Here is a 25,119-nt window from a genome sequence, read left to right on the forward strand (position 1 = left end):
CAAAGTGAACTACTCCCCATAATCCGGACTGAAAATCAGAAACCAGATTGTGGGGAGTTTTTCTATGCATCCAGCAGCAAGTTAAGCCAGGCTCAGCGTGAACAAGCAGTGGAACTATTTGAGCAGGGGGCTATGGCGCTAGAGCGGTCTCTAATCCTCTCGTCTCATACGCTTCGCTAGGTCTATCCTCCCCGGACGCGGCTGCCCTACTTTCGCCCTCATCACCAAGCTCTGGCGAACAGCACATGTCATGTCAGCGCACCTAAGTTTTCCAACGATCATTTCACTGATAGTCGACCTGCGTTTTAGTGGAAGACCATGCCGCCGTCGACGATGATGGTCTGGCCGGTGATGTAGTCAGAGTCGGAACCAGCGAGGAAGCCGATGATCTTGGCAACATCCTCAGACTCGGAAAGGCGTCCCAAGGAAGTGTCCTTGGTGAACTGCTCCCAGCCCCACCTCGGCGGGCTTGCCAGCGTTTTCTGCGAGTTCCTCAGCAAGACCCTTCATGAGCGGAGTCTTTACGATACCCGGCGCGTAGGCGTTGACGGTGATGCCGTCGTCCGCAAGGTCACGGGCGGTGACCTGGGTCAGGCCGCGCACGGCGAACTTGGGGGAGCTGTAGAGTGGAATGCCCTTGTTGCCCTTGATGCCGGCCTGGGAGGTGGCGTTGATGATCTTGCCGCCGTGACCGAGCTCCTTGAACTTCTTGGCCGCAGCCTGCGTGCCCCACAGGACACCCTTGTAGTTGACGTTGAAGATCTTGTCGACTTCTTCTTCGGTGATGTCCTCGAGCGGGATCTGCGGAGCGATGCCGGCGTTGTTGACGATGACGTCGAAGCCGCCCGCCTCGGCCAGGACGGCATCTACCCCGCGGTTTAGTCCTCGGCGTCGCCGCCGTCCTCAGCACCGTGTCTGAGGATGGCGTCGCCTCGCGCCTCAAGGTTTTTCTGGGTCTTGGCCTGGGCGCGCGCGGCGACGTCAGAACGCGGCGCTGCCTGGATGTAGTGCTGCGACTCGAGGCCTATCTGCAGCTCCTTCGCCCGCAGAACCTCGGCGTCGAGCTTGAGCCCCAAGATCAGCACGGTATTCATAATCCAGAGTGCAACGAACAAAGCCAGCACGGTGCTCAGCGCGCCATAGGCGCTCACGCCTGCAAAATGCCTCAGGTAGAGGCCGAAGAGCCACCACACCACGACGTTGACAAGCAGCGTCACCACAGAGCCCAAGGTGATCCAACGGAACCGCGGTGAACGCACGTTCGGGGCATAGTGATAGAGAACCGCAATCAGCACCATGACCATCACGACCGTCACCGGAAAGCGCAGCCAGTTCCACACCGGAAGGAAAATGCGCAGCAAGAAGTCCACGGCGGATTCTAGATGCAGCGGACGCGAGACGGGTTCAATAAGCCCAGTGATGACGGTATCGCGCAGCAGGTTAGCAAAGACCAAAATCACCGCGCCGACCACCAAGAAGATGGTGAGAACCCACATCATCGCCCAGGTACGCAACAGCCCGCGGCCCTCCACGCGGCCATAGACCATGTTGGCGGTGCGCGAAAAAGCGCGGACGTAACCAGAGGCCGAGAACAAGGAAACCAGCACGGATAAAACCAGCGCTATGGTGCCCTTTGCACTCGAGCCAATGATGGTATTCACGATGTCCGTGGCCTGCGCCGAAACGTCCTGCGGCAGATAATCTTGAATGAGCTGCCGAGTCAGCTGCTCCACCTCTTGCTTCCGATTGGCAAAAAGCAAAGTGGCAATCGAATAAACGGCCAGGACGGTCGGGGCAAAAGCCATAAGCGTGAAATAGGTCATCGCCGCGCCGCGGTCGCCCAGCCCCTCAAGGAAATAGTCCGACCACGTCCGACGCAGCACAAGACCCCAGCTCTCCTTGCACAGGCGATTTTTACGCGAGAGCGGGTTTCTCTCCGTTTGGTCAATGTCCAGCACCTCAGTGCTGTGCGGGGGAAGAATCTTGGAAGGCTCCTGCTGGCTCATTTCGCCAGACTAAGCGCATTCAGCTAGCTGTCAGGGAAGTGACACCCGTGGCACGTCAAGTAGATACTAGGCTGTTATATATGACTGAACGCAGCAATGTTGAATCCTTCGAGCTGGACCACCGCAACGTCAAGGCCCCTTATGTCCGCGTGGCCGGCCGTACCCCGCTGGGAGGCGGCGCCGAGATCATCAAGTACGACCTGCGCTTCTGCCAGCCCAATGAGGCTCACCTCGAAATGCCCACTGTGCACTCCATCGAGCACATGATGGCCAACTTCATGCGCGATTACACCGATAAACTCATCGGTTTTGCGCCGATGGGCTGCCAGACCGGCTTTTATGCCATCACCAACGGCATGGAGCAAGAGGAGCTGCTCAACGCACTCGAGCACGGCCTCGAGGATATCCTCCACGCCACCGAGGTTCCCGCCGCCAACGAGCGCCAATGCGGCTGGGGCGCCAGCCACTCCCTCGAAGGCGCACAGGCAGCCGCCCGCGAGTTCTTGTCCAAGAAGGACGAGTGGCTCGAGGTTATGGCCTAACCTTTATCCGCGGGCCTTATCTACGAAGCCTTCGTGCAGTTGCGCCAACCGCGCGCCCTGCACGGGCTTTCGGCTTAGTACCTCGTCAACGGCCTCGCACTCCTGCGTGCTCAGCGCAGTGACTGCGAGGTTTTCTTTGATCCGTGCGAGGTTCGTCGAACCGGCAATCGGCACCACGTCCTTGGCCAGCAACCAGCCCAGCGCTATCTCGGAGACGTTGCGGTCAGACACTGCTGCCGCCACTTCCTGCGCCAACTGCTTGTTGGCCGCGAAGTTCGCAGAGTGCAAACGCGGCGAGGAAGAATCATCATCTGGCTCGCTGCGGCCTGCCAAAAGCCCCTTCGCCAGCGGTGAATAGGCCATAAACTCCGCGCCCAATTCGCGGGCTAGCGGGATGATTTCTTCTTCTACGTCGCGGCTGAAGATGGAGTATTCATACTCCAGATACGTCACCGGGCAGACCTTGTTCGCGCGGCGAATGGTCTCCGGGCTTGCCTCGCACAGCCCGAAAGCGGCCACGTCACCTGCATCGATAAGTTCTTTCACTGTGCCCGCTACTTCCTCAATGGGCACGTCTTGGTCCACGCGATGCTGCATATACACGTCCAAGCGCTCCCGTTTTAGCCGGCGTAACGAACCATGGGCGCTCGCGCGAATAACCTCCGGGCGCGAGTTCAAAGCGCCGGTGGGCTTTCCTTCCTTAATCTCCCATCCGAACTTGGTGAGGACGCGGGCGCGGTTGCCCAGGGCGTCGCCAAGCATTTCTTCGCCCGTGAAGGGCCCCTGGATTTCAGAGGTGTCGAAGAGCTCTACGCCTGCCTCCACCGCGCCACGCAGGACATCGACCATCTCGGCGCGACGCGGGGAATCGGGATAGGAGTGCGGAGTCATTGAAGTACAGCCAAGCGCGATCATGGACACCACCGTAGCTGCTTCCCTCGTGTGCGTGTACCTCCCTGTGTAAATAACCTCCTCAAACCGGCCCGATTTCCTGCGCTAAATACACACAGAAGTACGGTGCCGAGCGCACAGCGCTCACCACCGCGCGTTCTCGTAGCGGAAATAGTGATGCCACTTCCACGCTGGCGGCAGCAACTGCCCTCCCCCGCGGGCCACGGCGATGACCTGGTCGACTGCAACCTGCAGATGATGTTCAATCATCCCCGCCGTGAAATGCAGCGGCTTCCACCCGCGCTGCACTGCGTCGTTGAGCTTCTGGCGGTCCAGCTCGAAACGCTGGATGCGCTCACCTTTGTGGTACTCGTAGCCATCTATCTCGATTGCGACCTTCTCCTTGGCCAGCACGATATCCCAGTAATACGGCCCGATGCGTTGGTTGTTGGCCACTACGAGGCAGGCATCGGCAAAGGCTTGGGTGAGAAGACGCTCGTATTTGCTATCACTGCCGATGACGCTACGCTGCATAATCCGCCGTGTGCGCGCGGGAAAGCGCTGGAAATCCTCCTTATAAAAGGCCAGCCGTTGGTGGCCACCCTTGCCGTTGCAGAAACGCTCCAAGAACTCGATGGCTTTGTCTTCTTCCACCATCTCCAGCGCTTGCAGCGGATTGCACGCGTTTAGGCCGTTGACCATATATGGGCCCTTGGGTGTGGCGCGCCGCGTGGTGAAATACTCACAGGTACGAGCGTGACGTGCCGCCATGAGCTGCAACGGAAACTCCAGCTTGCGCTCGGTATAAGCGGCCATGGCTGAGTGGCCGTCTAGAACGGTGCCGGGATAGCGCTCGTTCAAAATCCCCGCGAGTTCGCGCGGGGTGGGTTGGCGCGGCAACGCCAGGCCCGGCGTGATGCGCACGGCTTTGCCCTTCGCCACGAGTCGATCGATAGTGCGCGAGTGTTTCCCCCGAATTGGTTGCAGCATCTTCTTATCCCCTAAGTGTGCGTGCTCCCCCAAACACGCGGATACCTCTCAATGTAAATAGGCCCTCCAATTCGCGCAATTGGAAGGCCTTATTTTCACACAGAGGGACGTCCTGGGGCAGGACGCCCTAAATGGACACCCCAATCCAGACCGGCTCCGGCACGAGCTCCACGCCGAAGCGCTTGGCGACGCCCGCGCGAATCTCGCGCGCCAACGCCACCACATCGGCAGCGCGTGCCACGCCACGGTTCGTCAACGCGAGAGTGTGCTTCGTGGACAAGGTAGCCGGACCAGCACCCGGATAGCCCTTGGCGAACCCGGCGCGCTCGATGAGCCAGGCGGCCGAGAGCTTTACTTCCTCGCCGTCCGAGCCTGCGAGGACGGCGTGGCGCGGCATGCGGTCTGCGTCCTCGGCGCCGCGTTCGGTGCGCACGATTTCCTGGATGCTATCGGCAACCGCAGAGTCCACGATGGGATTGGTAAAGAAGGAGCCGGCGGACCAAGTGTCGTTGTCGGTTGGGTCCAAGACCATGCCCTTGCCGCGGCGCAGCTGCAGCACCTGCGAGCGCACCTCCGCGACGGGACGGCGCTCGCCCGGGGTCTGCGTGAGCTGGCCAAAACGCAGCGGCTTGGAAAGCCCATCCGTAGAAAGCTGCAGTTCCACCTCGAGCACGACTGCACGGTGGGTGAACTTCAGGTTGGAGTAGCGATAAGCCAGGTCCAGGTCGGAGGCGGGAACCCACTCATCGGCACCGGTCTCGCGGTTATACAGGCGCACGCGGTTAAGCACGTCCGAGATTTCTGCGCCATACGCGCCCACGTTTTGCACCGGCACAGCGCCCGCGGTACCCGGGATTCCGGACAGGCACTCGATGCCGCCGAGGCCCGCCTCCACGGAAGCGGCAACCACTTCGTCCCAGTTCGCGCCGGCTTCCGCGCGGACCACGCCAGTTTCTGCGTCCACGCTCACCTCAGCGAAGTCGAGGACGAGTGCCACGACATCGATGCCCTCATCGGCGACCAAGAGATTAGAACCGCCGCCCACCACGACGAAAGGAATAGAAGCTTGATCCAGTGCCGTGACAGCGGAAATGGCGGCGTCGGCAAGCGTGGCCCGCAAACACAGCTCAGGTTTGCCGCCTACGCGCAGGGTGGTCAGGTCTGCGAAGGTGGTCTCCGTGTCGAGGACGAGGCCATCGATCGCGGAGAGCTTTTGGGTCATAAATTCATCAAGCACGTCTACCAAGGTAGTCTGTAAAGCATGTCAACCCGTAGCGAAAACACCGTAACGATCAATCAGCCTATCGAAAAGGTTCACCAGGCACTGCTCACGCAGGGTTACTGGGAGCACATTGTTGCTAACCTGTCCCCGGATCCGGGCCAGGTTCATGATTTCACCAACAACGTAGCCATCCTCTTCGAGGTGCTGCCAACCACCCTGCTGCCTGAAGCTGTCCGCGCCATGGTTTCTCAGGACCTGAAGGTCAAGCGTGTCGTCACCATTGGCGAGCTCAACGGCAACGCTGCCGATGTTAAATACACCGCAGACGTCAAGGGCACCCCTGTTGACTTCGGCGGCGACATCGCCCTGACCGGCGAGGGTGATACCACCACCTTGTCCTACGTCAACGAGATCTCCGTGAAGATCCCGATGATGGGCGCTGCCATCGAGCCGAAAGTTGCCGATGCTCTAGGTGAGCTCTTCAATAACGAGGGCAAGCTGACCGAGCAGTGGATCGCTGACAACCTCTAAACGCTACTTTTAACAGAAATGGCCGATCACGCACATAACCTGCGCGCAAGCGCGAGTGCGGGTCGGCCTTTCGGCGTTATTACCCGCGGTACAACGAATCAGAATCGGTTGCGCCGCTGCGATAGGTGGATGGCTACACATCCGGCTATCACTTCCCTGCTGCGGGGGCACCAGGAGCCTTTGGCTTTAGACGTCGGCTATGGCGCGTCCCATTTCACCACCGTGGAGTGGGCGGGCTGGCTGCGCCGGGTGAATCCACGCGTGCGGGTGACCGGCCTGGAGATTGCGCCGGAGCGGGTGTTGCCGCCGCGCGACGGCGTGACCTTCGAGCTAGGCGGCTTCGAGCTGGCGGGGTATCGCCCGCAGCTGGTGCGCGCTTTCAATGTGCTGCGCCAATACGATGTCTCCCAGGTTCCCGAGGCCTGGGAAGAGGTTACCTCGCGCTTGACCCCTGGTGGTTTCTTCGTGGAAGGCACCTGCGATGAACTGGGCAGGCTATCCACCTGGATCCTGCTCAACCGTGAAGGCCCGCAGAGCCTGCATTTGGCGTGGGATCCCTTCAACGTGGAGCGTCCCTCCGACTTAGCGGAACGCCTGCCCAAGATACTTATCCACCGCAACATTCCGGGCGAGCCGATTCATGAGCTTTTACAGGCCGCCGACCGCGCATGGGATCATGCCGCAGGGTGGGCTCCCCACGGGCCTCGTGTGCGCTGGCGAATGGCGCAACAGGCGATGATTGATGCGGGGCTGCCCGTGCATCCGGTGCGCAGGAGGATGCGCGATAGTGTCTTGAGCGTTAACTGGGAAGTCGTTGCGCCAAAGCTGTGAAGCAGGTTGCCCTCATTGGCGCTGTGAGTTCACATAAGTAACACTGGTAGGTATGGCTCAAAAGAAGACGTCTCTGGCTTGGAAAATACTCATCGGAGTGCTCGTGGCATTCCTCGTTCTCATTTTGCTGGCGGAGTTCGGCCTGCGCTGGTTCATGGGCAACCAAATGAAAGACCAGTTCGCCCAGGCCGCCAAGGACCAAGGAATTGAGTCCCAGGAGGATCCGAACATTAGCTTCGGCACCACTCCTATCCTGCTTGGACTATTCGGCGGCAAGCTCAGCGAAATGAACATGGAAACGCCATCCACGCTGCAGATCGACGGCACCGAGATCAAGGGCCAGCCAGCTACGAACGTCCACATCGAAGACATGACGCTGTCCGATGACCCAGTGGCAGGCTCCCTGCGCGCTTCCACCAAGGTTCCAGATGATTACCTGTTGGCCACCTTCCAGAAAGGCATCGCAGACGAGTCCGGTAGCGAACAGGTCGGCAACTTGGTGGTCACCAACATCACGGCTAACGACGCCGAGAATCTTCTCGACGTCGAGTTCGCTGGCGGCCTCGCCAATCTCGCGTTGGAGCCGAAGGCGCAGGACGGAAACCTGTCGATCACGGCAAAGAACGCCTCCCTGCTGGGCTTTGAACTGCCAAAGGAGGCAACCGACGCCATCTCTACTGCGCTGCAGAAAGGCATGAAGGATCAGTTCATCGGCGAGGGCTTGAGCGTCGACGAGGTGGATGTGGCAGACGGCGAGCTCAACCTCACCATCACCGGCCAAGACGTGCCGATGAGCGAGCTGGGCAGCGCCGCCAATGCGGCGGGCAAAGGCGCGAAGGAAGGCACCCCAGCACCCGCGCAACAAGGCCGTTAAAAGGCGTTTGCACTTAGGCTAGCTCGCGGGCCAGACCTCGGCAGGCAACAAACCTGCCGGCTGGCCCGTGAGCTTTTCTTGTAATTGCTCGGCTTGGGCAGGCGAGGAATAGACGAGCTTATCGAAGCCCGCCTGCGCTGCCGCTTGCGCCGCGGCGAGAGCATTCTCGCTCGCGGGAAGGATAAGCCCAAGCTGGGCCGGCTGCGGGCAGGCCTCGCGGACGGTGATGAGATCGGTGAGCAAGCTGGTGGCGTCGCCAAGCAGGGCGTCTACCGCGACCCATACCTCCGCGGCGCCAGACTGCACCGCCAGGCGCGCCTCGGAGGCCTTGATGAGGCTGTGGTGGCGGCCGGTGGGATAGCCGGCGACGGTGACCACGTGGGCGGCGCCCTGTGCAGCCAGCACGTGCGTGGGCGCGACGAGCAGGGCCTCATCCGGCTGCGCGGCGGCGCGGACGTCGTCGAGAGCAGCGTTTAAGAGATTGCGCATCTTAGTAGCTGTAATCGCCGTTGACGATGGCCTTGAGCTGCGGGCGGACGTCGAACCAGTAGACGCCGGTCACGACTGCGCCAATCCACGGCAGGAAAGAAAACGGCAAGTTCAGCGCCAGCGCGGAAGCTGCCAGCATGCCCACCCAGGTCCACTTGCTCTTGCGGTCGCCGGCACGGTAGGCATCCTCGCGAGTGGTGGCGGCGAGGATGGCGCCAACAATGGCGAAGATGCTCAAGATGGTAAAGAACCACCCGGCTGCGTGGTTGAGAAGGTAAATGATGATGTCCATAGGTATCCCAGCCTAGCGGGCCGGGCCAAACGGATTTTCTTCGCCTTCTGCAATGACCTCGCCGTCGATGATGTTGCCGTTTGCCGAGGTGGAGCCGGAGCGCTTTTCCTTCACGCTGGAAATCGCACTCTCGACGCCCTCGCGGCCTTCCTCATAGGCCGCATTAAAGTCCTTGCGAGCGCGGGCAAAAGCCTCGGAGTCACGCACCTCACCGGCGGCGTTGCTGACGCTTTTTCCAAGGCCGCGGGCGGTGCCGGTGACCTTGTCGAGGAAAGAGCCTTCCGGTTTCGGCTGCTGCGCGTGCTCTGCCTTCACGCGGCTAGAAAAATCCTTGGCGGCTTCCAAGCCAGAAGCGCCCGCGGTCTTCAAAGAATTAACGAAGGAATTAGCCATTATTTTTCTCCTTTAAGCACCAAAGACGAGGTGATTTACGGTGTAGATCACCAATCCTGCCAGTGTTCCCACAACCGTGCCATTCAGGCGGATAAATTGCAGATCCTTGCCCACCAAAAGCTCGATATTTTCGGCGGCTTCGGTGGCGTCCCAGCGCTTGATGGTCTCCGGGATGATGCTGATGATGTCTCCGGCGAAATTCTCCGCCGCCCAGCGCGCGGCCTTATCCACGATTTCATTCGCCTTGTCACGAAAACGCGGGTCCTGCTGAATGCGCACGCCGAAGTTCTGCGCTTCGGCCGCGATCTTGGTGCGCAGGAAGGATTGCGGTTCGCTCGCCTGCTTGGCGACGCCCGCCCTAAAGGCCTCCCACGCCGCCCCCGGCATGGCTTGTACCTGCTCGGAGTTCATCATCTCCTGCTTGATGCCCTCAACGCGGGCGACCATCTCGGGGTCGTCCTGCAGGCGCCGTGCAAACAGCTCCAGGTTGCGACGGATGGACTGCCGCACGGCATGGTTCTTGTCATACTTGACCTCGGAGGCCCACTCCACGATGGCGACGTAAACCTTGTCACCGGCCATGCCGCGGGCGAAGCGGGGAAGCCAAGCCGGCATCTTTTCGTCGACAAGCTCGATGACTTCGTTTTCAAGGGTGAGGACTTTGGCATGCGCCCAGTCAATGAGGTCGTCGACAAGCGGCTCTGCCTTGCCATCGGCGATGTAGCCTTCCAGCAAACGTCCCACCGGCGGGCCCCACTCGGGCTCCAGCATGCGGTCGAGGATTTGGGTGCGGATGAGGTCCTCGGCCTCGGCGGAATCGAAACTATTGACAGCGCGTGCCAGGATATCGGCCGCCTTCTGCGCGGCTAGCTGCGAGTTAGGCTCCTGGGCCAACCAGGCGCCGGCCTTTTCGGGAATGTTGTTTTCCGAAATCTTCGCCGAGAGAGCGTCCGGGGTAAGGAACTGCTCCTCCACGAAGGTGCTCAAGGCCTCGCCGACCTGATCCTTCTTCTTTGGGATGAGCGCCGTGTGCGGAATCGGAATGCCCATGGGGTGGCGGAAGATGGCGGTAACCGCGAACCAGTCAGCCAAGCCGCCGACCATGCCGGCCTCCGCGCCCGCGCGCACAAACCCCACCCAAGCCGGAGCATTCGCGTCCTGATGCTGCCACCAGGAACATGCGAAGAAGATGACGGCAGCCAAGATCAAAAGGCCGGTGACACCCCACTGGTACTTGCGTAGCGTGCGGCGACGCTCGGCGACGTCGGCTGGGTTAGGGCCTGGTACGGCAATGCTCATGTTGACGGTGACTCCTTTTGTTGCTCCGTATAACTGTACTAACGGATTCGGCGTGCGGCCTCTTCCCTGGTGCAGATAGGCAAATGAAAAGCGCCCCTAGCCTCCATCGAGGATGGCTAGGGGCGCTTGTGGCAGGAATGCTAAGTTCGCACCAGCTTAGTTGATACGACCGGTCTCAGAACGGTACTGACGATAGTAACGACGACCGTAGTGGATGAGACCAACGCAAGCGACAGCAATGACGACGAGCAGGGCAGCACCGACGATGATGGAAATCTTGGAGCTTTCCTGGCCCACGCCGTACTGGAAGGCACCAGCACCGAGGCCCCAAATCAGGGTGCCGGCTGCCGGCAGCAGAGAAAGGATCAGGCCCATGCCGACCCAGGTGGAGGTGCGCAGCAAAGAAGAGTGCGGTGCGCCGAAGGATACTGGGTCGTATCCCTCAATGTAAGAGTCCTGGATCTTGCCGGAGAACTCCGGGTAGGTCTCACTTGCGTGATCAGCAACTGCGTGGGTGTTGTCGCTCATGGCTGAAACTTTCTCTCGTTCCTGTTATTCCTGTGAATGACTATATCTTAGTCGTCCTTGCCGCGGAAAGCAGCACGTGCACGTTCGCGGGTAACTGCGGACACAGCGGTCAGCGGAACGCCTGCTGGGCAGACGTCAGCGCATTCGCCGTAAAGGGAGCAGTGACCGAAGTTCTGCTCGAGGTCATCGACCATGTTGCGTGCACGACGGCCACGCTCTTCCTTGCCCAGCGGCATGAGGGAAAGGTGAACCAGCTTCGCGCCGGTGAACAGGTGAGCTGCACCGTTCGGGCAGGATGCCACGCAGGCACCGCAGCCGATGCAGGCAGCGTGGTCGAGGGAGTACTCGGCGGTCTCGTGGTTGAGGTGCAGGGTATCGGCATCCGGAGCGGTGCCGGCGTCCATGGAGACGTAGCCACCCTGCTCCATGACGTGGTCCAGCTTGGAGCGGTCCACGATCATGTCCTTGATAACCGGGTATGCGGCAGAGCGGAATGGCTCCAGCTTGATCTTGTCGCCGTCCTTGAACTGGAACAGGCGCTGCTGGCAAGCCGGGGTGTTCTGGCCTGGGCCGTGTGGGCGGCCGTTGACCAACAGACCACAGGTACCGCAGATGCCCTCACGGCAGTCGGATGCGAATGCGAAAGGCTCGTTGCCAGCCTCGACCATGCCCTCGTTGACGTGGTCGAGCAGCTCCAGGATGGACATCTGCTCGGCGGCGTCGTCAACCTGCACGGTCTCGAACTTGCCTTCTTGCGTCGGTCCGGCTTGACGCCAGATCTCAAGTGTCAGTTTCATTACTTGTAGTTCCTTGTCATCAGCGGGATCGAATCAAAGTACAGCGGCTCTGCGTGGCGAATGAACTCACCAGCGTTTGCGCCTGGCTCCCAGGCAGAAACGAAGCACCAGTTCTCATCGTCACGCTCAGCCTCGCCATCCTCGGAGAGGTGGTCGTCACGGAAGTGCGCACCACAGGACTCGTCACGGTCCAGGGCGTCAACACACATGAGCTCGCCCAGGTCGATGTAGTCAGCAACGCGCAGACCGTACTCGAGGACCTGGTTCATGTCGTTGGCGTTGCCGGTGATGCGGACGTTAGCCCAGAATTCCTCGCGCAGATCGCGAATCTTCTGGATAGCGACCTTGAGGTCCTCGACGTTACGGGAAACGCCGCAGCCCCAGTAGAGAATCTCACCGAGCAGGCGGTGGTAGTGAGCTGGGCCGTGCGGGTCATTGCCACGCACTCCCATCAGACGGTCGATGCGATCTTGTGCGCGCGCAACAGCCTTCTGTGCCTCGGCCGAATCCTCAGCCAGCTTGTCCTCACCGAGGTGCTTAGCCAGGTAGTTAGGAACCGTAAATGGCAAGGTGAACCAGCCGTCGACGGATGCGGACAGCAGGGAGTTAGCGCCCAGGCGGTTCGCACCGTGGTAGGTCCAAGAGCACTCACCGGCGGCGAACAGGCCGTCGATAGCGGTCATCTCGTTGAAGTCGGTCCACAGGCCACCCATGGTGAAGTGGCAGGTCGGTGCGATACGCATCGGGGTCTCGTATGCGGATTCGCCGATTGCCTCTTCGTACATCTCGATGAGGTTGGAGTAACGCTCGCGGATCTTGTCCTTACCCAGACGCTGGATTGCATCGCGGAAGTCCAGATAAACGGAGTTGTGCAGTGGTCCGACGCCCAGGCCCTTGTTGATCTGCTGGGAGATCGCACGAGAAGCAACGTCACGCGGAACCAGGTTGCCGAAGGCTGGGTAGCGGCGCTCTAGGAAGTAGTCGCGCTCCTCCTCCGGAATCTCGTTAGCAGGGCGGTCGTCGCCTTCCTTGATCGGGGACCAAATGCGGCCGTCGTTACGCAGCGACTCGGACATGAGGATGGTCTTGGACTGCCACTCGGAGTTGACCGGAAGACCCGTCGGGTGGAACTGGATGAATGCCGGGGAAGCCAGGTATGCGCCGTGCTCGTAAGCACGCATCATGGCGCCAGCATTGGAGTTCTTAGCCAGGGTGGACATGTGGTAGACGTTGCCGTAGCCGCCGGTACCGAGGATTACTGCGTGGCCGGTGAAGGCCTTCAGCTCGCCGGTAATCAGGTTACGGGTAACAATGCCGCCCGCGCGCTTCACACCGTTGTCGTTGTAGGTGATGATGTCCTGCATGTCGTGGTGAGCGAACAATTCCACGTTGCCCAGACCGATCTGGCGGTACAGCGCCGAGGTGGTGGACAGCTGCAGCTGCTGGCCTGTTTGACCACGGGTGTAGTAGGTACGGGAAACCTGGACACCACCGAAGGAGCGGGTTGCCAGGGTGCCGCCGTACTCGCGGGCGAAAGGAGCACCAATGGCGTTCATGTGATCGATAACGCGCACGGACTCATAAGCCAAGCGCCAGCAATCGGACTCGCGGCAGCGGTAGTCGCCGCCCTTCACGGTGTCCTTGGTGTGGCGGTATGCAGAGTCGTTGTCCACCTTCTTGTGGCGGGAGGAGTTGACGCCGCCCTGCGCAGCGATGGAGTGCGCACGACGTGGGGAATCGTGGTAGGTAAAGACCTTCACGTTGTAGCCCAGCTCGCCGAGGGCGGCAGCTGCGGAACCGGCCGCCAGACCGGTACCAACAACAACGATCTCGAACTTGCGGCGGTTAAGCGGGGAGACCAGATCCATATGATCCTTCTGGTAGCTCCACATTTCCTTCATCGGAACGCCGTGCGGCTCGTGGGACTCTAGGATGCGACCTGCGGTGACGCCCGGGACAATCGACGTCGGGTGCGAGAACTTCGGGTGCTCGCGCTTGAGTTCAGTGTTAGTCATTTTTAAAAAGCTCCTTTAGCTGACCCAACCCAGGGCGACGGACAGCGGCATAACGATGTTTGCGATGCAAACTACAGCCGGGATGATGTAGGCCAGAATCACGAAGACCTGACGCCACTTCGCACCGGTGATACCCAGGTCAGAAGCAGCCAGACGGATGCCGTGGGTCAGGTGCAGGAACAGGCAGCACATCGCCAGAACGTAGAAGATGGTGACTGGCCAGCGGCTGAAGGTGGCAATCATGTTTGCCTTGACCTCGCCGTGCACGAATGCCTCAGGCGCAACCGGCTGCACACCCATGGTGAGGTCCAGCAGGTGGAAGATGATGAACAGCAGCAGGACTGCTCCGGTGACCAGCATGGTCTTGGTTGCAAAGGAGTCGAGGCCACCCATCAGATTGGTGCGCTTGAATTTGCCGCGGGACTGCTTGGAGCGAGCGGTAAGTGCGAATGCACCGTAAATATGTGCAATAACGCAAGCCAGCAAAACAATGCGGATCATCCACAGCAGGTGGCCGTGCGGGATGAGCGGTGCGCCCAGATCACGCAGGAACTCGCCGTAGATATCGAGTGCTTCGTCGCCGTCGTGTGCCGGCAAGTAAAGCTTCAGGTTGCCGGCCATGTGGCCGACTACGAAAAGCGCAAAGAACAGGCCGGTGATGGCCATCGTAATCTTCAGTGCCCAGGTGGGTACGGAAGGCTTAGTACGAATCGTTTCGTTAGTGATGCGGCCGTGAGCGATTGCCTCACGGTCAGGATTTTTTACAGACATGACACCTCCATAGTCGCTATTACCTTACGCAGCCTTATCCGCTGGCAACTAGTCAAATTCGGGCCAAAGCAGTCTCTTCTTAAGGGCCTAAGCAGTCCGTAGAAATTTCATTAGGTAAGCATCGCCTAAAACGGAGTATTCGAAAAGCCGTTTACCTTGCACGCTGCTTTTTACGCAATACTCACGTTGCGTAATTCCCAGGTGTCTATGAGGTTCGTCACAGCTAATTTTCGGAGTGACTAGTTCACCCCTTTATGTGTCAAACTTTCGCAGGAGTCACACCGCCCACACTCCACACATTTTTACCCCTATTCGCAGGGAGGTTAAGAACCTTCACACAGTCTTTGCAAAAATCCTGTTACAGGATGGCAGGGGCCGGTAATCTTTTTCACATGAGTAAGACTTACGTGGGTTCACGCCTGCGCCAATTGCGGCGCGAACGGGATCTAAGCCAAGCCTCTCTAGCCTCTACGCTGGGGCTTTCGGCTAGCTATGTCAATCAGATCGAACACGACGTCCGCCCTTTAACTGTACCGGTACTGCTGCGCATTACTGAGGTATTTGGCGTCGACGCCACCTTCTTCTCCCGCGATGATGACTCCCGCCTGCTGGCTGAAATCCAGGATGTCATCCAAGACAAGGAGCTATGCCCCTCCCCCGTTGAACTGCAAGAATTGTCCGAGTTGGTTTATAACCACCCCACCGTGGCCCGCACGCTGGTGGAGATTCACCGCCGCTACGGCAATGTTCGCGACAAACTGTCCCTTGCCACCGATACCCGCCGCTCCGCAGGCACACAGGCGCTTTCCATGCCACACGACGAAGTCCGCGACTTCTTCTATGCGCGCCAAAACTACCTGGATGACCTAGACGTTCACGCTGAGACGCTCGCTTCTGAGCTGGACGTTTCGCAATTCCGCATCCGCGATACCGAGGCCGCCCTGTCAGCGCGGCTGCGCGACAAACACGGCGTCGAGATCGTAACGACGCCACAAATGGATGGCACGCTACACCGTTTCGACCGCGAAAGCGGAACGTTCCGCCTCGCCAGCCGCCTCTCCGAGGGGCAGCGCGCCTTCCGAATGGCTGCTGAGCTGGGATTTCTGGAAGCTGGCGAGCTCATCGACTCCCTTGTCGACGAAGAGCCCTTCACTTCCGACGCCTCGCGCAACCTTGCTAAGCGAGGCATCGCCAGCTACTTTGCGGCAGCCACAATCCTCCCTTACACCACTATTCATTCTGAAGCAGAGCAATCGGGCTATGACCTGGAATACCTATGCCAGGTCTTTGGCGTGGGCTACGAAACGGTGGCTTCGCGCCTTTCTACCCTGCAGCGCACGAACAAGCGTGGCATTCCATTCACGTTCGTCCGCGTGGACCGCGCCGGCAATATGTCCAAACGTCAATCAGCCACCGGCGTCCACTTCTCCAACTCGGGCGGTACCTGCCCGCTGTGGAACATTTATGAGACCTTCTCTAACCCCGGAGTTATCTCCCGCCAGCTCGCGCAGATGCCCGATGGGCGCAACTACCTGTGGATTTCGCGTTCGGTTCAGCACCACCAGGGCCGCTACGGCGATACAAATAAGCTCTTCGCCATTGGCCTGGGTTGCGAGGCTCGTCATGCTGACCGCACGGTATATGCCGAGGGCCTTGATCTGGGCGACCTATCTGCCGCGACCCCGATTGGCAACGGATGCCGCACCTGCCCGCGTGCCAATTGCGCCCAGCGCGCCTTCCCCGCCATCAACGAAACGCTGACAATCGACGCCCATCGCTCTGCAGTGGCGCCGTACTAAGCACGCGACATCCCGGGCTTGCGGCGTCGCGCTTCGCTGCCGGAACGCAAATACCCAGCCCCGAAAAACCAGACCTCGTGGTCGCACAAGCATCCCGTTTGTTCTCGCGGGATCGCCACCAGCAGGTCTGTGTTTCCAGGACTGGGTATTTGCCAGAAGATGCAGAAAAGGCCCCCTCGCGGGGGCCTTAACGCGAAAAGCGCTTAGAGGTTAATCATGTGGCCGCCGATGCCCTCGGCGGCTTCCTTCATTGCCTCAGAAAGCGTTGGGTGGGTGTGGATATTGCGTCCGATTTCCTCAGCGGTGAGGTCGAAGCGCTGCGCCAGCGTCAGTTCCGGCAGAAGCTCGGAGACGTTGGAGCCAACCATGTGTCCACCAATGAGCTCACCGAACTCACCATCAGCAATGAGCTTGACGAAGCCGGCGGTCTCGTTAAGGCCCGCTGCCTTGCCGTTTGCGGAGAACGGGAAGGTTGCGACCTTGATGTCGCGGTCAGCAAACTTCTCGCGTGCCTGCTCCTCGGTGTAGCCGAAGGAAGCAACCTGCGGGTTGCAGAAGGTAGCACGCGGCATGTTCATGTAGTCACCCAGTAGCTGGGTCTCAGCGCCAGCGATAACCTCAGCAGCAACCACGCCCTGTGCCTCAGCAACGTGTGCAAGCTGGAGCTTTGCCGTGACGTCGCCAATTGCGTAGATGCCCGGAACGTTGGTGCGCATGTAATCGTCGATTGCGATAGCGCCGCGCTCGGTGAGCTCAACGCCGGTGTTTTCCAAGCCGAAGCCCTCAACGCGCGGTGCGAAGCCGATGGAGACCATGCAGCGGTCAACGGTCAGGGTGTCGGTCTTGGAGCCGTCCTTGGACTCGACCTCGACGGTGACATCGTTGCCATTGTCCTTGATGGAGGTGGTCTTGAAGCCGGTCAGCAGCTTCACACCAAGCTTCTTGTACTGCTTAGCAATCTCCTTGGAGACGTCCTTGTCCTCGTTCGGCAGGACGCGGTCCATGAACTCGACGATGGTGACGTCCACGCCGTAGTTAGCCAGAACGTATGCGAACTCCATGCCGATTGCGCCGGCGCCCACGATAACCATGGACTTCGGAGCTTCATCCTTGAGGATTTGCTCCTCGTAAGAAACGATGTTGCCGCCGATTTCAACGCCTGGGAGGGAGCGAACGACGGAACCCGTTGCGATGATGCAGTTTTCGAAGGTGACGGTCTTGCCCTTGTCATCACCCTCGGTGATTTCGATGGTCTTTGCGTCTTTGAAGGAGCCAAGGCCGTTGATCTCGGTAATCTTGTTCTTCTTCATCAGGTAGTGGACACCCTTGACGATGCCCTCAGAGACCTTGCGGGAGCGCTTGTGAGCAACACCGAAGTCGAAGGAGACATCACCAGAGATGCCGAAAGCCTTAGCTTCATGGTTGAAGGTGTGTGCAACCTCGGCGTTCTTCAGCAACGCCTTGGAAGGAATACAGCCAACGTTGAGGCAGACGCCTCCCCAGTACTGCTTCTCAATGACAGCAACCTTCTTGCCAAGCTGGGCTGCGCGGATGGCGGACACGTAGCCGCCTGGGCCCGCGCCGAGTACTACAACGTCATAATGTTCTTGAGTCACGCGTACAAGAATACGGAAGATTATCCGCGCTGTCTCACTCTCCCCCAAGATTGAGTACCTTTTAACTTTCTAAGACGAAAACGCAGCCCTCACAGGAATTAAAAAATCTCCCTTTCCTGCCTTAAAAGCAAGGTAGGAAAGGGAGATTGCTTCAGCCGAAGCAATATCTTAGAACAGACCCATGCCCAGCGCAGCCTCGGAGGACATGGAAGAGCCAGCGTGTACCCAAGCGCCGAGGACGTTGTTGATGGCGACAATGAAGGAATCAAAAGCGTTCATGAAGTCTTACTTTCTGTTGTTACTGCACAAATGCAGGGAGGGGGAAAGAAACCTGCTGGTGGGGATGGTTTCCTGCGAGCAAATTGCACTCTTTATAACGGCATCTTAGGCACATACGTTACGCAGTGCGCTAATTCCAGCCGAAATTATGACACAAAAGCCACATGTTCACCAGCATTCACTTTTGTTACTTGATAGTTTGACTGTAACTCCCTCTCTCCTACCTCTTGCCTTTGGCGAGGACACAAGGAAATATAGTCAAAGAAAATGCGAGGACCCTCTCACGCATTACCGACTCCCTCTAAGGAAGCAAACCTAAATGAAGACTCTCCACTCATTGGTCAAAGTCGCCGCCTCTGCAGCGCTGATTTTGGGGTGTACGATCATTCCGGCCACCGCATCTGAAGTGCCTGCTGCCACCGTGGCAGGCGCCGCCACCCCTTCCACCATCACCGAGGATTCCGCCTGGAAAGTCCTTAACGCGGATCCCTCCATTCAGGGCCTTTTGGTCTCCGAAGACGAATACCGAGAAAGCATCGAAACCTACCGTGCAGCCGCAGCGGACGGCACCCTCGATGCCGCGAAGTACAAGGAGCTGACCTTCGACCTGGATCTGGCGAAGTTGCCAGACGAGTTGAAGTGGTACGGCTACGTTTACAAGTACCCGGACTACCGCGCCAAAATCGTCACCATGCAGGCCTCTTCCCCTGCCATGAATGGCCGCGAAATCCCGCTCGCCGTCATCACCCCTGACGGCAAGTTCGATTCGCAGCGCCCGACGCTATACCTGCTCAACGGCGCAGGCGGCGCTGACCAAGGCATGGATTGGATCGTCAGCACCGCTGGCCGCGACCTAGATCCGGAAAAGCCGGGCACCCAAGACATCGATGACTTCTACGGAGACCGCAATGTCAATGTCGTCATCCCGCAGGCCGGCGCATTCAGCTACTACACCAATTGGCTGGAGGAACCGGACGGCAAGTACGGGCTTAAGGGCCCACAGAAGTGGGAGACCTTCCTAACCAAGGAGCTGCCTGGCCCGCTGGAGGATCACATCAACGGCAACGGGCAGCGCGGCATCGCTGGCATGTCCATGTCCGCCACCTCTTCGCTGCTGCTGGCTGAGCACAACCCACGCTTCTTCGACGCAGTCGGCTCCTACGCCGGCTGCGCCGCTACCTCGAGGCCGCTGCCACACTTCTACCTCCAGCTAACCCTGGGCCGCGGCGGCGCTACCCCAGAGCAGATGTGGGGCGAAATGGGTGGCGAGTACAACCGTTATAACGACGGTCTCATCAACGCGACCAAAAACAACCTGGATGGCACCGACATCTACGTGTCCGCCGGCTCCGGCCTCGCGGGCGCAACCGATTTGGGCTCGACCAAGTCTTCTTCCACCCTCGTGTTTGAAGGTGGTGCCATCGAAGCCGCAATGAGCGCTTGCACCCATGACTTGCAGGCAAAGCTCAACCACGAAGACGTCCCGGCTACGTTCAACTTCCGCAACACCGGCACCCACTCCTGGCCGGGCTGGTTGGAAGACATCAACGCTTCCTGGAAGGTCTTCGACAAGGCCTTCAACGCTCCAGAATCGGAGGATCGCGTCGCCGAGGCAAACAATGCTGATGAAGTAGTTGCTAACGAAAAACTTGGCGACGCCGATATCCCTAATGTTGAGCAGCCTGCCCCCGCTGACTCCCTGCCGGTAGACCCAGCAGCGCCAGCACAGTAAGCTCTCCTTAAAACTCTCGACACGTTGGGAAAGAAGTTAATGAAGCGTATTAGCTCTATCATCGCCGCAGCCGCAATCGCTGCTGGCGCACTCGTTGTACCATCTGCTGGTGCCGCTACCGTTGCACCAGCAACCATTGCAGGTGACACCGCGCTGTCCACCATCACTGAGATCGACCCGAGCGCCGTTCCTGCCGATGTGGCAGGCACCAAGTGGTACAAGAAGTACAAGGATGACGGCCGCGTCGAGAAGCTGCTGGCCCATTCGCCTTCCATGGATCGCGATATCCCGCTGGCTGTCATCAAGGCTAATGATGCTAACCGCCCAACCATCTACCTGCTCAACGGTGCAGGTTCCGCAGAGCAGGATTCTGACTGGCTGAGCTTGTCCGACGCGGTTGACTTCTACCACGAGAAGAACGTCAATGTCGTCGTTCCGCAGGCTGGTGCTTTCTCCTACTTCACTGACTGGGAGCAGGAGCCAAACGGTAAATACCTGCAGGGCCCGCAGAAGTGGGAGACCTTCCTGACCAAGGAGCTGCCAGGACCAATCGAGCAGCGCCTCAGCGCTTCCGACAAGCGTGCAGTGGCTGGTATGTCGATGTCCGCTACTTCTTCCCTGCTGTTCGCAGAGCACAATCCAGGCTTCTACGACGCAGCCGGCTCCTACGCGGGCTGTGCCGCAACCTCCTCCCAGATCCCTTATGAGTTCCTGCGCCTGACCGTCAACCGTGGCGGCGGCCAGCCAGAGCAGATGTGGGGCCCAATGGGCAGCGACTACAACCGCCACAATGACGCCCTTCTGAATTCCCACAAACTGAAGGGCACCACTCTGTACGTCTCGTCTGCCTCCGGCCTGGCTGGCAAGACCGATATGCCTTCTTACTACACCGCACAGGGCATGAACCCGGCCGCCGCATTCGTCGGATCCGCACAGCTCCAGGTCGAGGGCGGCATCATCGAGGCTGCGGTTAACAGCTGCACCCACAACCTGAAGGCCAAGCTGGACCAGCAGAACATCCCGGCTACCTTCAACTTCCGCAATACCGGCACCCACTCTTGGCCGGGCTGGCGCGAGGACATCGAGAAGTCCTGGCCCGTATTTGCATCGGCTCTCGGCGTATAGGCCTATAAGGCCTCAACGCGAATAGGGTTTCATCCTTAAAGGGCGGTAGGATCGCAGCATTATGAAGCTGCTTTCCACCGCCCTTTCGCATATCGCATCCACCGCCGGTCAATTATCTGAACAGCGCGATAGCTACACAGGTGTCGCGTTCAACTTAGGCTATGAGGTCACCCATTATGACCTGGACCTTACCTACCGCGTTGAGCCCAACCTTTTGCAAGGTGAAGCGGTGCTGCATATCCGGGTGCTAGACGGCGTCGACAAGCTCACGCTCGATCTCGGCGGCGCCATGGTAGCCCGCCGCATCACCGCCAAGGGCGCACCGCGGGTGGCGAAATTCCGCCAGTCCGTGGGCAAGCTGCGCCTGATTTTCGCGGATACCATCGCAGCTGGAACCGAGTTCGAGCTACACATCCGCTACGGCGGCTCCCCACGCCCCATCCGCACCCCGTGGGGCGAACTCGGCTGGGAGGAAACCGAATCCGGCTCTCTAGTAGCTAGCCAGCCCAACGGTGCCCCGAGCTGGTTCCCATGCGACGATACCCCGAGCGAGAAGACCACCTTTGACATCAAGATCACCGCAGATAATCCGTTCCGCGTGATTTCGAATGGAAAGCTGGTTTCCCGCAAATCCGCCAGCGGTTCGATGACGTGCTGGCATTACCGCACCGAGCACCCCACGGCTACTTACCTGGTTACGGTTCAGGTAGGCGAGTTTAGCGAGGTCAGGCTTGGCGACGACGTGCGCGCCTGGGTTCCGCCAGCACTCAAGATGCCTGTCCAAGTGGTCTTTGCCCAGCAGCAGGAGATGCTGGACTTCTTCTCTTCCTGCTTCGGCGCCTATCCGTTTGACGAATATCAGGTTGTCATCACCGAGGACGAGCTGGAAATCCCGCTGGAAGCCCAGGGCCTTTCGATTTTCGGCTCCAACCATGTCTCGCCTACCTTCGAGCGTCTCATCGCTCACGAGCTTTCCCACCAGTGGTTTGGCAATGCGGTAGGCCTTAGCGAGTGGAAGGATATTTGGCTCAACGAGGGTTTTGCCTGCTACTGCGAGTGGTTGTGGATGGAGCACGCGCATGGCCGGGCGGTGCATGAATCTGCGCGTTCGCACTACAACGTGCTCGCTCGCAAGGCGCAGGATGTGATACTGGCAGATCCGGGCACTCAAGACATGTTCGATGATCGCGTGTATAAACGCGGCGCGCTCACGGTACATGCGGTACGCGTACTGCTTGGCGACGCCGCCTTTTTCGACGCCGTGCGCTCCTACCTGGCAGAAGGCCGCCACGGCGTGGTTACGCCGGAAGACCTGCTTTCGAAGCTGCGCGAGCGCGCGGAAGATACGGCCGCGCTCGATGGCCTGCTGGAGCAGTGGCTGGAACAAGAACAATTGCCGCACTTCCCGGCTTAAGCACCACCCCCCAAACTTTCGAACTTATTTTCCAATTTACCCTTGACAGGTCGTTGCATGTGGATAAAATAGAACATGTAATCGAAACGCCGAGGGGGGTGGGGCGCCATGCAAGACAAACACGAAGCGATTATCTCCACAGTCAACGAAATTGCCACATCGCTAACAGAACTGCGGGAACTTATGAAAGAACCCGCAGACCTCTACTTCGGCCGTTTGCATCCTGCTTTCGAGCACCTCGAGAACGCAATGGGAAAGAAGACCACCATCGATGCCGCCTTTGCCTTCCTTGCTGCCCGAGATGACGCTGGCCGTACAGTCGGCTCCAGCAAGCCGGAAGACTATCTCACCGCACGTTTGGGCCTGACCTATCCGGAGGCACAGGCGCGCATAAAGACCGGGCAATCGCTCTTTGCCCCGCTTTCGGAGGAAGCGGCCGCAGATGCGCCAGCTTCTGCCCATCCAAGCGCGACGGGCAGTGACAGCGAAACGGCAGAACAAAAGCGTGAGGACGCCACCCGTGAACGCGCCCGTCGGGAGCGGGAAGCCGCAGAAAAGCGCCGCCGGCAAATGCTTGAAGAAGAAGCCGCACACGCGCGCACTATCGCACTCATCGAACAGGAACTTGAGCACCTCACGGAGGGCGCGCTCCCTGGCCGGCAAGAGCTTAGCCAGCACGCTTTGGAGAAGTCTCGGGAGATGTCACATACAGCGCTCCGAGCCTGGCTGCGCGAGGCCATTCGTGCAGCAAACAAATCAGTCTCCGATGCAGACGCAGTCATTAAAAAGCGTCGCTTGCGCATCTCCCAGCCAGATGCTGATGGTGGCGTCTTCATCAGTGGATACGTCGATGCCGCCACGGCAGCAATGCTAAAAGCCGCATTTGCCCCAGCTCGCCATCAGGGAGGGCCAAATCTTCCGGCAGAGGAAGATTCCCGCACATACTCCCAAAGAATGGCAGACCAGCTTTCTGCCATTGTCCACAGCTATCTCGAATCTCATCAGCACGGCACTGGTGGTGTGGGTTCCTTGCTTATCACCACCACGCTGAACGAGTTGGAAGAGATGGATTCTTCCACCCGGTTCGCCACCAACGCTGGCGTGGAGCTCTCCCCGCTGGACCTACTACGTATTGGAGCGGCATCACACGATTTCATCGGTGTGGTTGATGATAAGAAATTCCCGCTGGAATTGGGCCGCTGCAAGCGCAGCGCAAGCCTTTATCAAAAGATAGCCTTAGCGGCCTCTGAGTTGGTATGCACCCATCCCGGCTGTGACCGCCCTTGGGTCGAATGCGATGTCCACCACCTCCATGCGTGGGCAGCAGGTGGAGCAACGGATCTCAAGAACTTAACGCTCCTCTGCAGAAGACATCATGCGGATAACAATGACCGACGTGACGGTTTCCGCAACATGGGGCATGCAGAGCGAGACCCAATAACTCGAAGAGTTGGTTATCGTCCGGCAGGGTCGGAAAGGATCCATTTCAACGACAGCCCAGCTGCACATAAAGCCCCGGCCCACAAACTCAGCGCCTAACCGCAGGATACTTGTGCCCTGCGGGCGGATTGCGCTTGCGTTTTATCGCGAGGTGAAAATAGTGAAGGTAGGTAGCCTAAAATTGTTATCCATGCGCAGAATGCTAGTTACTGGCGGCGCCGGATTCATCGGCGCCAACTTCGTCCGCTTGGTCGCTGCCACGCGCCCAGAAGTCTCCATCACGGTGCTGGACAAACTCACCTACGCGGGTAACCGAGCGAACCTCGAAGGCGTAGAGTGCCGCTTGGTTGTCGGCGATATTGCCGATGCCGCGCTGGTGGATGAACTGGTGGCGCAAAGCGACATCGTGGTGCACTTCGCAGCCGAGTCCCACAACGATAATTCGCTGCAGGATCCCTCCCCGTTCATCCAGACCAACGTCGTAGGTACTTTCACCTTGTTGGAAGCCTGCCGCAAGCACGATGTGCGTTTCCACCACGTCTCTACCGACGAGGTCTTCGGTGACCTCGAAATCGGTGCCGCTACCAAATTCACCGAAACCACCCCTTATGCGCCTTCCTCGCCGTACTCCGCGTCGAAAGCCAGCTCCGATCACTTGGTGCGCGCCTGGACGCGCAGCTTTGGGTTACGGGCAACCATCTCGAATTGCTCCAACAACTACGGCCCTTTCCAGCACGTAGAAAAGTTCATCCCGCGCCAAATCACCAACCTGTTAGACGGCCAGCCGGCCAAGCTATATGGAACGGGTGAGCAGGTCCGTGACTGGATTCACGTCGACGATCACAACAGCGCGGTCCTCACCATCCTCGATCACGGCGAAATCGGCGAGACCTACAACATCGGCGCTGACCAGAAAGACATCAATAACAAGGAGGTCATCGAGCTCATCTGCGAGATCATGGGGGCTACCAACGCTGCAGGCGGCGCGCTCTACGAGCACGTGGCTGACCGCCCCGGCCACGATCAGCGCTACGCCATGGACGCTTCCAAGCTCCGCCGCGAGCTGGGCTGGCAGCCGCACTACACTGACTTCCGCGAAGGGCTGACGCAGACCATCCAGTGGTACCGCGACAATGAGAAGTGGTGGCGCCCGGATAAAGGCGACGTCGAGAAGCATTACGCCCAGCGCGGCCACTAGGCCGGCAGCGCAAGCCCATTAAACGAAACCTAGACAAGAAGAAAC

The 25,119-nt window shown here is 59.3% G+C and carries 25 protein-coding genes; 10 read left to right on the forward strand and 15 right to left on the reverse strand.

The features are described 5' to 3' along the window. Positions 1–305 precede the first annotated feature (305 nt). Genes WM42_RS13790 through WM42_RS05210 form a run of 3 tightly spaced genes read right to left on the reverse strand, consistent with a single transcriptional unit; the run spans position 306 to position 2,006 of the window. A complete protein-coding gene (locus tag WM42_RS13790; RefSeq protein WP_160330552.1) occupies positions 306–425 on the reverse strand; it encodes an SDR family oxidoreductase in 120 nt (39 codons plus the stop codon). After that, positions 403–858 (reverse strand): SDR family NAD(P)-dependent oxidoreductase, encoded by a 456-nt coding sequence (locus WM42_RS12940; protein WP_082778537.1) that lies wholly within the window; start codon positions 856–858, stop codon positions 403–405. Before WM42_RS12940 ends, WM42_RS13790 begins: the two co-directional genes overlap by 23 nt. 20 nt (positions 859–878) lie before the next feature. Next, positions 879–2,006, reverse strand: a complete 1,128-nt coding sequence (locus WM42_RS05210; protein WP_062036063.1) for a YihY/virulence factor BrkB family protein — start codon at positions 2,004–2,006, stop codon at positions 879–881. A gap of 80 nt (positions 2,007–2,086) precedes the next feature. On the opposite strand from WM42_RS05210, the gene WM42_RS05215 reads away from it, so the two are divergent. After that, entirely contained in the window at positions 2,087–2,548 is a 462-nt protein-coding gene (locus WM42_RS05215; protein WP_062036065.1) for an S-ribosylhomocysteine lyase, read from the forward strand. A 3-nt stretch (positions 2,549–2,551) separates the two neighbouring features. Here WM42_RS05215 and WM42_RS05220 read toward each other — a convergent pair whose 3' ends face one another. From WM42_RS05220 to WM42_RS05230, 3 genes are all read right to left on the reverse strand, one after another. Beyond that, a complete protein-coding gene (locus WM42_RS05220; protein WP_235591322.1) occupies positions 2,552–3,439 on the reverse strand; it encodes an aldo/keto reductase in 888 nt (295 codons plus the stop codon). Between the two features lie 144 nt (positions 3,440–3,583). Then, on the reverse strand, positions 3,584–4,429 hold the full coding sequence (locus WM42_RS05225) for a PDDEXK family nuclease (protein WP_062036069.1): 846 nt from the start codon (positions 4,427–4,429) through the stop codon (positions 3,584–3,586). A 127-nt stretch (positions 4,430–4,556) separates the two neighbouring features. Next, complete coding sequence (locus WM42_RS05230) at positions 4,557–5,666, reverse strand: UDP-N-acetylmuramate dehydrogenase (protein ID WP_062036072.1); 1,110 nt, start codon at positions 5,664–5,666, stop codon at positions 4,557–4,559. A gap of 24 nt (positions 5,667–5,690) precedes the next feature. Here WM42_RS05230 and WM42_RS05235 point away from each other — a divergent pair, with 24 nt between their 5' ends. Genes WM42_RS05235 through WM42_RS05245 form a run of 3 tightly spaced genes read left to right on the forward strand, consistent with a single transcriptional unit; the run spans position 5,691 to position 7,887 of the window. Beyond that, the gene (locus WM42_RS05235) at positions 5,691–6,182 is read left to right on the forward strand and encodes a DUF2505 domain-containing protein (RefSeq protein ID WP_061920287.1); all 492 of its coding nucleotides are present in this window, start codon (positions 5,691–5,693) and stop codon (positions 6,180–6,182) included. Between the two features lie 18 nt (positions 6,183–6,200). Next, positions 6,201–7,013, forward strand: coding sequence for a class I SAM-dependent methyltransferase (locus WM42_RS05240; RefSeq protein ID WP_062036074.1), 813 nt, complete (start codon positions 6,201–6,203; stop codon positions 7,011–7,013). A 52-nt stretch (positions 7,014–7,065) separates the two neighbouring features. Next, a complete protein-coding gene (locus WM42_RS05245; protein WP_062036076.1) occupies positions 7,066–7,887 on the forward strand; it encodes an LmeA family phospholipid-binding protein in 822 nt (273 codons plus the stop codon). A gap of 18 nt (positions 7,888–7,905) precedes the next feature. On the opposite strand, the gene WM42_RS05250 is transcribed toward WM42_RS05245, so the two are convergent. The 8 genes from WM42_RS05250 to WM42_RS05285 all read right to left on the reverse strand — a co-directional run bounded on the left by WM42_RS05250 (position 7,906) and on the right by WM42_RS05285 (position 14,471). Further along, on the reverse strand, positions 7,906–8,376 hold the full coding sequence (locus WM42_RS05250; protein WP_062036078.1) for a hypothetical protein: 471 nt from the start codon (positions 8,374–8,376) through the stop codon (positions 7,906–7,908). 1 nt (position 8,377) lies between these two features. Continuing rightward, entirely contained in the window at positions 8,378–8,668 is a 291-nt protein-coding gene (locus tag WM42_RS05255) for a DUF2516 family protein (RefSeq protein ID WP_062036080.1), read from the reverse strand. A gap of 12 nt (positions 8,669–8,680) precedes the next feature. Continuing rightward, on the reverse strand, positions 8,681–9,061 hold the full coding sequence (locus tag WM42_RS05260; RefSeq protein ID WP_062036082.1) for a hypothetical protein: 381 nt from the start codon (positions 9,059–9,061) through the stop codon (positions 8,681–8,683). Between the two features lie 12 nt (positions 9,062–9,073). After that, the gene (locus tag WM42_RS05265; RefSeq protein WP_062036085.1) at positions 9,074–10,360 is read right to left on the reverse strand and encodes a DUF445 domain-containing protein; all 1,287 of its coding nucleotides are present in this window, start codon (positions 10,358–10,360) and stop codon (positions 9,074–9,076) included. Between the two features lie 156 nt (positions 10,361–10,516). Further along, the gene (locus WM42_RS05270; RefSeq protein ID WP_062036087.1) at positions 10,517–10,888 is read right to left on the reverse strand and encodes a hypothetical protein; all 372 of its coding nucleotides are present in this window, start codon (positions 10,886–10,888) and stop codon (positions 10,517–10,519) included. A 47-nt stretch (positions 10,889–10,935) separates the two neighbouring features. Next, positions 10,936–11,685: a succinate dehydrogenase/fumarate reductase iron-sulfur subunit gene (locus WM42_RS05275; RefSeq protein WP_061920270.1), complete on the reverse strand. Its 750-nt coding sequence runs from the start codon at positions 11,683–11,685 to the stop codon at positions 10,936–10,938. Then, positions 11,685–13,700 carry a fumarate reductase/succinate dehydrogenase flavoprotein subunit gene (locus WM42_RS05280; RefSeq protein WP_062036090.1) on the reverse strand — a complete coding sequence of 672 codons (2,016 nt, stop codon included), beginning with the start codon at positions 13,698–13,700 and terminating at the stop codon, positions 11,685–11,687. Before WM42_RS05280 ends, WM42_RS05275 begins: the two co-directional genes overlap by 1 nt. Before the next feature lie 15 nt (positions 13,701–13,715). After that, on the reverse strand, positions 13,716–14,471 hold the full coding sequence (locus WM42_RS05285; RefSeq protein ID WP_061920266.1) for a succinate dehydrogenase cytochrome b subunit: 756 nt from the start codon (positions 14,469–14,471) through the stop codon (positions 13,716–13,718). A gap of 392 nt (positions 14,472–14,863) precedes the next feature. Here WM42_RS05285 and ramB point away from each other — a divergent pair, with 392 nt between their 5' ends. After that, positions 14,864–16,270, forward strand: coding sequence for an acetate metabolism transcriptional regulator RamB (gene ramB / locus WM42_RS05290; protein WP_062036092.1), 1,407 nt, complete (start codon positions 14,864–14,866; stop codon positions 16,268–16,270). Between the two features lie 203 nt (positions 16,271–16,473). Here ramB and lpdA read toward each other — a convergent pair whose 3' ends face one another. Beyond that, positions 16,474–17,886 carry a dihydrolipoyl dehydrogenase gene (gene lpdA, locus WM42_RS05295; RefSeq protein WP_061920262.1) on the reverse strand — a complete coding sequence of 471 codons (1,413 nt, stop codon included), beginning with the start codon at positions 17,884–17,886 and terminating at the stop codon, positions 16,474–16,476. Positions 17,887–18,484: 598 nt separating this feature from the next. Between lpdA and WM42_RS05300 the strand changes: the two genes are divergently transcribed. The 5 genes from WM42_RS05300 to rfbB all read left to right on the forward strand — a co-directional run bounded on the left by WM42_RS05300 (position 18,485) and on the right by rfbB (position 25,074). After that, the gene (locus tag WM42_RS05300) at positions 18,485–19,897 is read left to right on the forward strand and encodes an alpha/beta hydrolase (protein WP_062036094.1); all 1,413 of its coding nucleotides are present in this window, start codon (positions 18,485–18,487) and stop codon (positions 19,895–19,897) included. A 39-nt stretch (positions 19,898–19,936) separates the two neighbouring features. Further along, positions 19,937–21,022 carry an alpha/beta hydrolase gene (locus tag WM42_RS05305; protein ID WP_062036096.1) on the forward strand — a complete coding sequence of 362 codons (1,086 nt, stop codon included), beginning with the start codon at positions 19,937–19,939 and terminating at the stop codon, positions 21,020–21,022. Between the two features lie 61 nt (positions 21,023–21,083). Continuing rightward, on the forward strand, positions 21,084–22,436 hold the full coding sequence (locus WM42_RS05310; protein WP_062036098.1) for a M1 family metallopeptidase: 1,353 nt from the start codon (positions 21,084–21,086) through the stop codon (positions 22,434–22,436). A gap of 108 nt (positions 22,437–22,544) precedes the next feature. Beyond that, complete coding sequence (locus WM42_RS05315) at positions 22,545–23,975, forward strand: HNH endonuclease signature motif containing protein (protein WP_062036100.1); 1,431 nt, start codon at positions 22,545–22,547, stop codon at positions 23,973–23,975. A 100-nt stretch (positions 23,976–24,075) separates the two neighbouring features. Further along, positions 24,076–25,074, forward strand: a complete 999-nt coding sequence (gene rfbB, locus WM42_RS05320; RefSeq protein ID WP_201057450.1) for a dTDP-glucose 4,6-dehydratase — start codon at positions 24,076–24,078, stop codon at positions 25,072–25,074. Positions 25,075–25,119: the final 45 nt, after the last annotated feature.

This window comes from Corynebacterium simulans, assembly GCF_001586215.1.
Lineage (GTDB): Bacteria > Actinomycetota > Actinomycetes > Mycobacteriales > Mycobacteriaceae > Corynebacterium > Corynebacterium simulans.

Excerpts from the sequence above, each read along its gene's own strand:
- WM42_RS05210 (WP_062036063.1), bottom strand. The coding sequence starts at position 2,006 with ATGAGCCAGCAGGAGCCTTCCAAGATTCTTCCCCCGCACAGCACTGAG.
- WM42_RS05215 (WP_062036065.1), top strand. The coding sequence starts at position 2,087 with ATGACTGAACGCAGCAATGTTGAATCCTTCGAGCTGGACCACCGCAAC.
- WM42_RS05220 (WP_235591322.1), bottom strand. The coding sequence starts at position 3,439 with ATGACTCCGCACTCCTATCCCGATTCCCCGCGTCGCGCCGAGATGGTC.
- WM42_RS05225 (WP_062036069.1), bottom strand. The coding sequence starts at position 4,429 with ATGCTGCAACCAATTCGGGGGAAACACTCGCGCACTATCGATCGACTC.
- WM42_RS05235 (WP_061920287.1), top strand. The coding sequence starts at position 5,691 with ATGTCAACCCGTAGCGAAAACACCGTAACGATCAATCAGCCTATCGAA.
- WM42_RS05240 (WP_062036074.1), top strand. The coding sequence starts at position 6,201 with ATGGCCGATCACGCACATAACCTGCGCGCAAGCGCGAGTGCGGGTCGG.
- WM42_RS05245 (WP_062036076.1), top strand. The coding sequence starts at position 7,066 with ATGGCTCAAAAGAAGACGTCTCTGGCTTGGAAAATACTCATCGGAGTG.
- WM42_RS05250 (WP_062036078.1), bottom strand. The coding sequence starts at position 8,376 with ATGCGCAATCTCTTAAACGCTGCTCTCGACGACGTCCGCGCCGCCGCG.
- WM42_RS05255 (WP_062036080.1), bottom strand. The coding sequence starts at position 8,668 with ATGGACATCATCATTTACCTTCTCAACCACGCAGCCGGGTGGTTCTTT.
- WM42_RS05260 (WP_062036082.1), bottom strand. The coding sequence starts at position 9,061 with ATGGCTAATTCCTTCGTTAATTCTTTGAAGACCGCGGGCGCTTCTGGC.
- WM42_RS05265 (WP_062036085.1), bottom strand. The coding sequence starts at position 10,360 with ATGAGCATTGCCGTACCAGGCCCTAACCCAGCCGACGTCGCCGAGCGT.
- WM42_RS05270 (WP_062036087.1), bottom strand. The coding sequence starts at position 10,888 with ATGAGCGACAACACCCACGCAGTTGCTGATCACGCAAGTGAGACCTAC.
- WM42_RS05275 (WP_061920270.1), bottom strand. The coding sequence starts at position 11,685 with ATGAAACTGACACTTGAGATCTGGCGTCAAGCCGGACCGACGCAAGAA.
- WM42_RS05280 (WP_062036090.1), bottom strand. The coding sequence starts at position 13,700 with ATGACTAACACTGAACTCAAGCGCGAGCACCCGAAGTTCTCGCACCCG.
- WM42_RS05285 (WP_061920266.1), bottom strand. The coding sequence starts at position 14,471 with ATGTCTGTAAAAAATCCTGACCGTGAGGCAATCGCTCACGGCCGCATC.
- ramB (WP_062036092.1), top strand. The coding sequence starts at position 14,864 with ATGAGTAAGACTTACGTGGGTTCACGCCTGCGCCAATTGCGGCGCGAA.
- WM42_RS05300 (WP_062036094.1), top strand. The coding sequence starts at position 18,485 with ATGAAGACTCTCCACTCATTGGTCAAAGTCGCCGCCTCTGCAGCGCTG.
- WM42_RS05305 (WP_062036096.1), top strand. The coding sequence starts at position 19,937 with ATGAAGCGTATTAGCTCTATCATCGCCGCAGCCGCAATCGCTGCTGGC.
- WM42_RS05310 (WP_062036098.1), top strand. The coding sequence starts at position 21,084 with ATGAAGCTGCTTTCCACCGCCCTTTCGCATATCGCATCCACCGCCGGT.
- WM42_RS05315 (WP_062036100.1), top strand. The coding sequence starts at position 22,545 with ATGCAAGACAAACACGAAGCGATTATCTCCACAGTCAACGAAATTGCC.
- rfbB (WP_201057450.1), top strand. The coding sequence starts at position 24,076 with ATGCTAGTTACTGGCGGCGCCGGATTCATCGGCGCCAACTTCGTCCGC.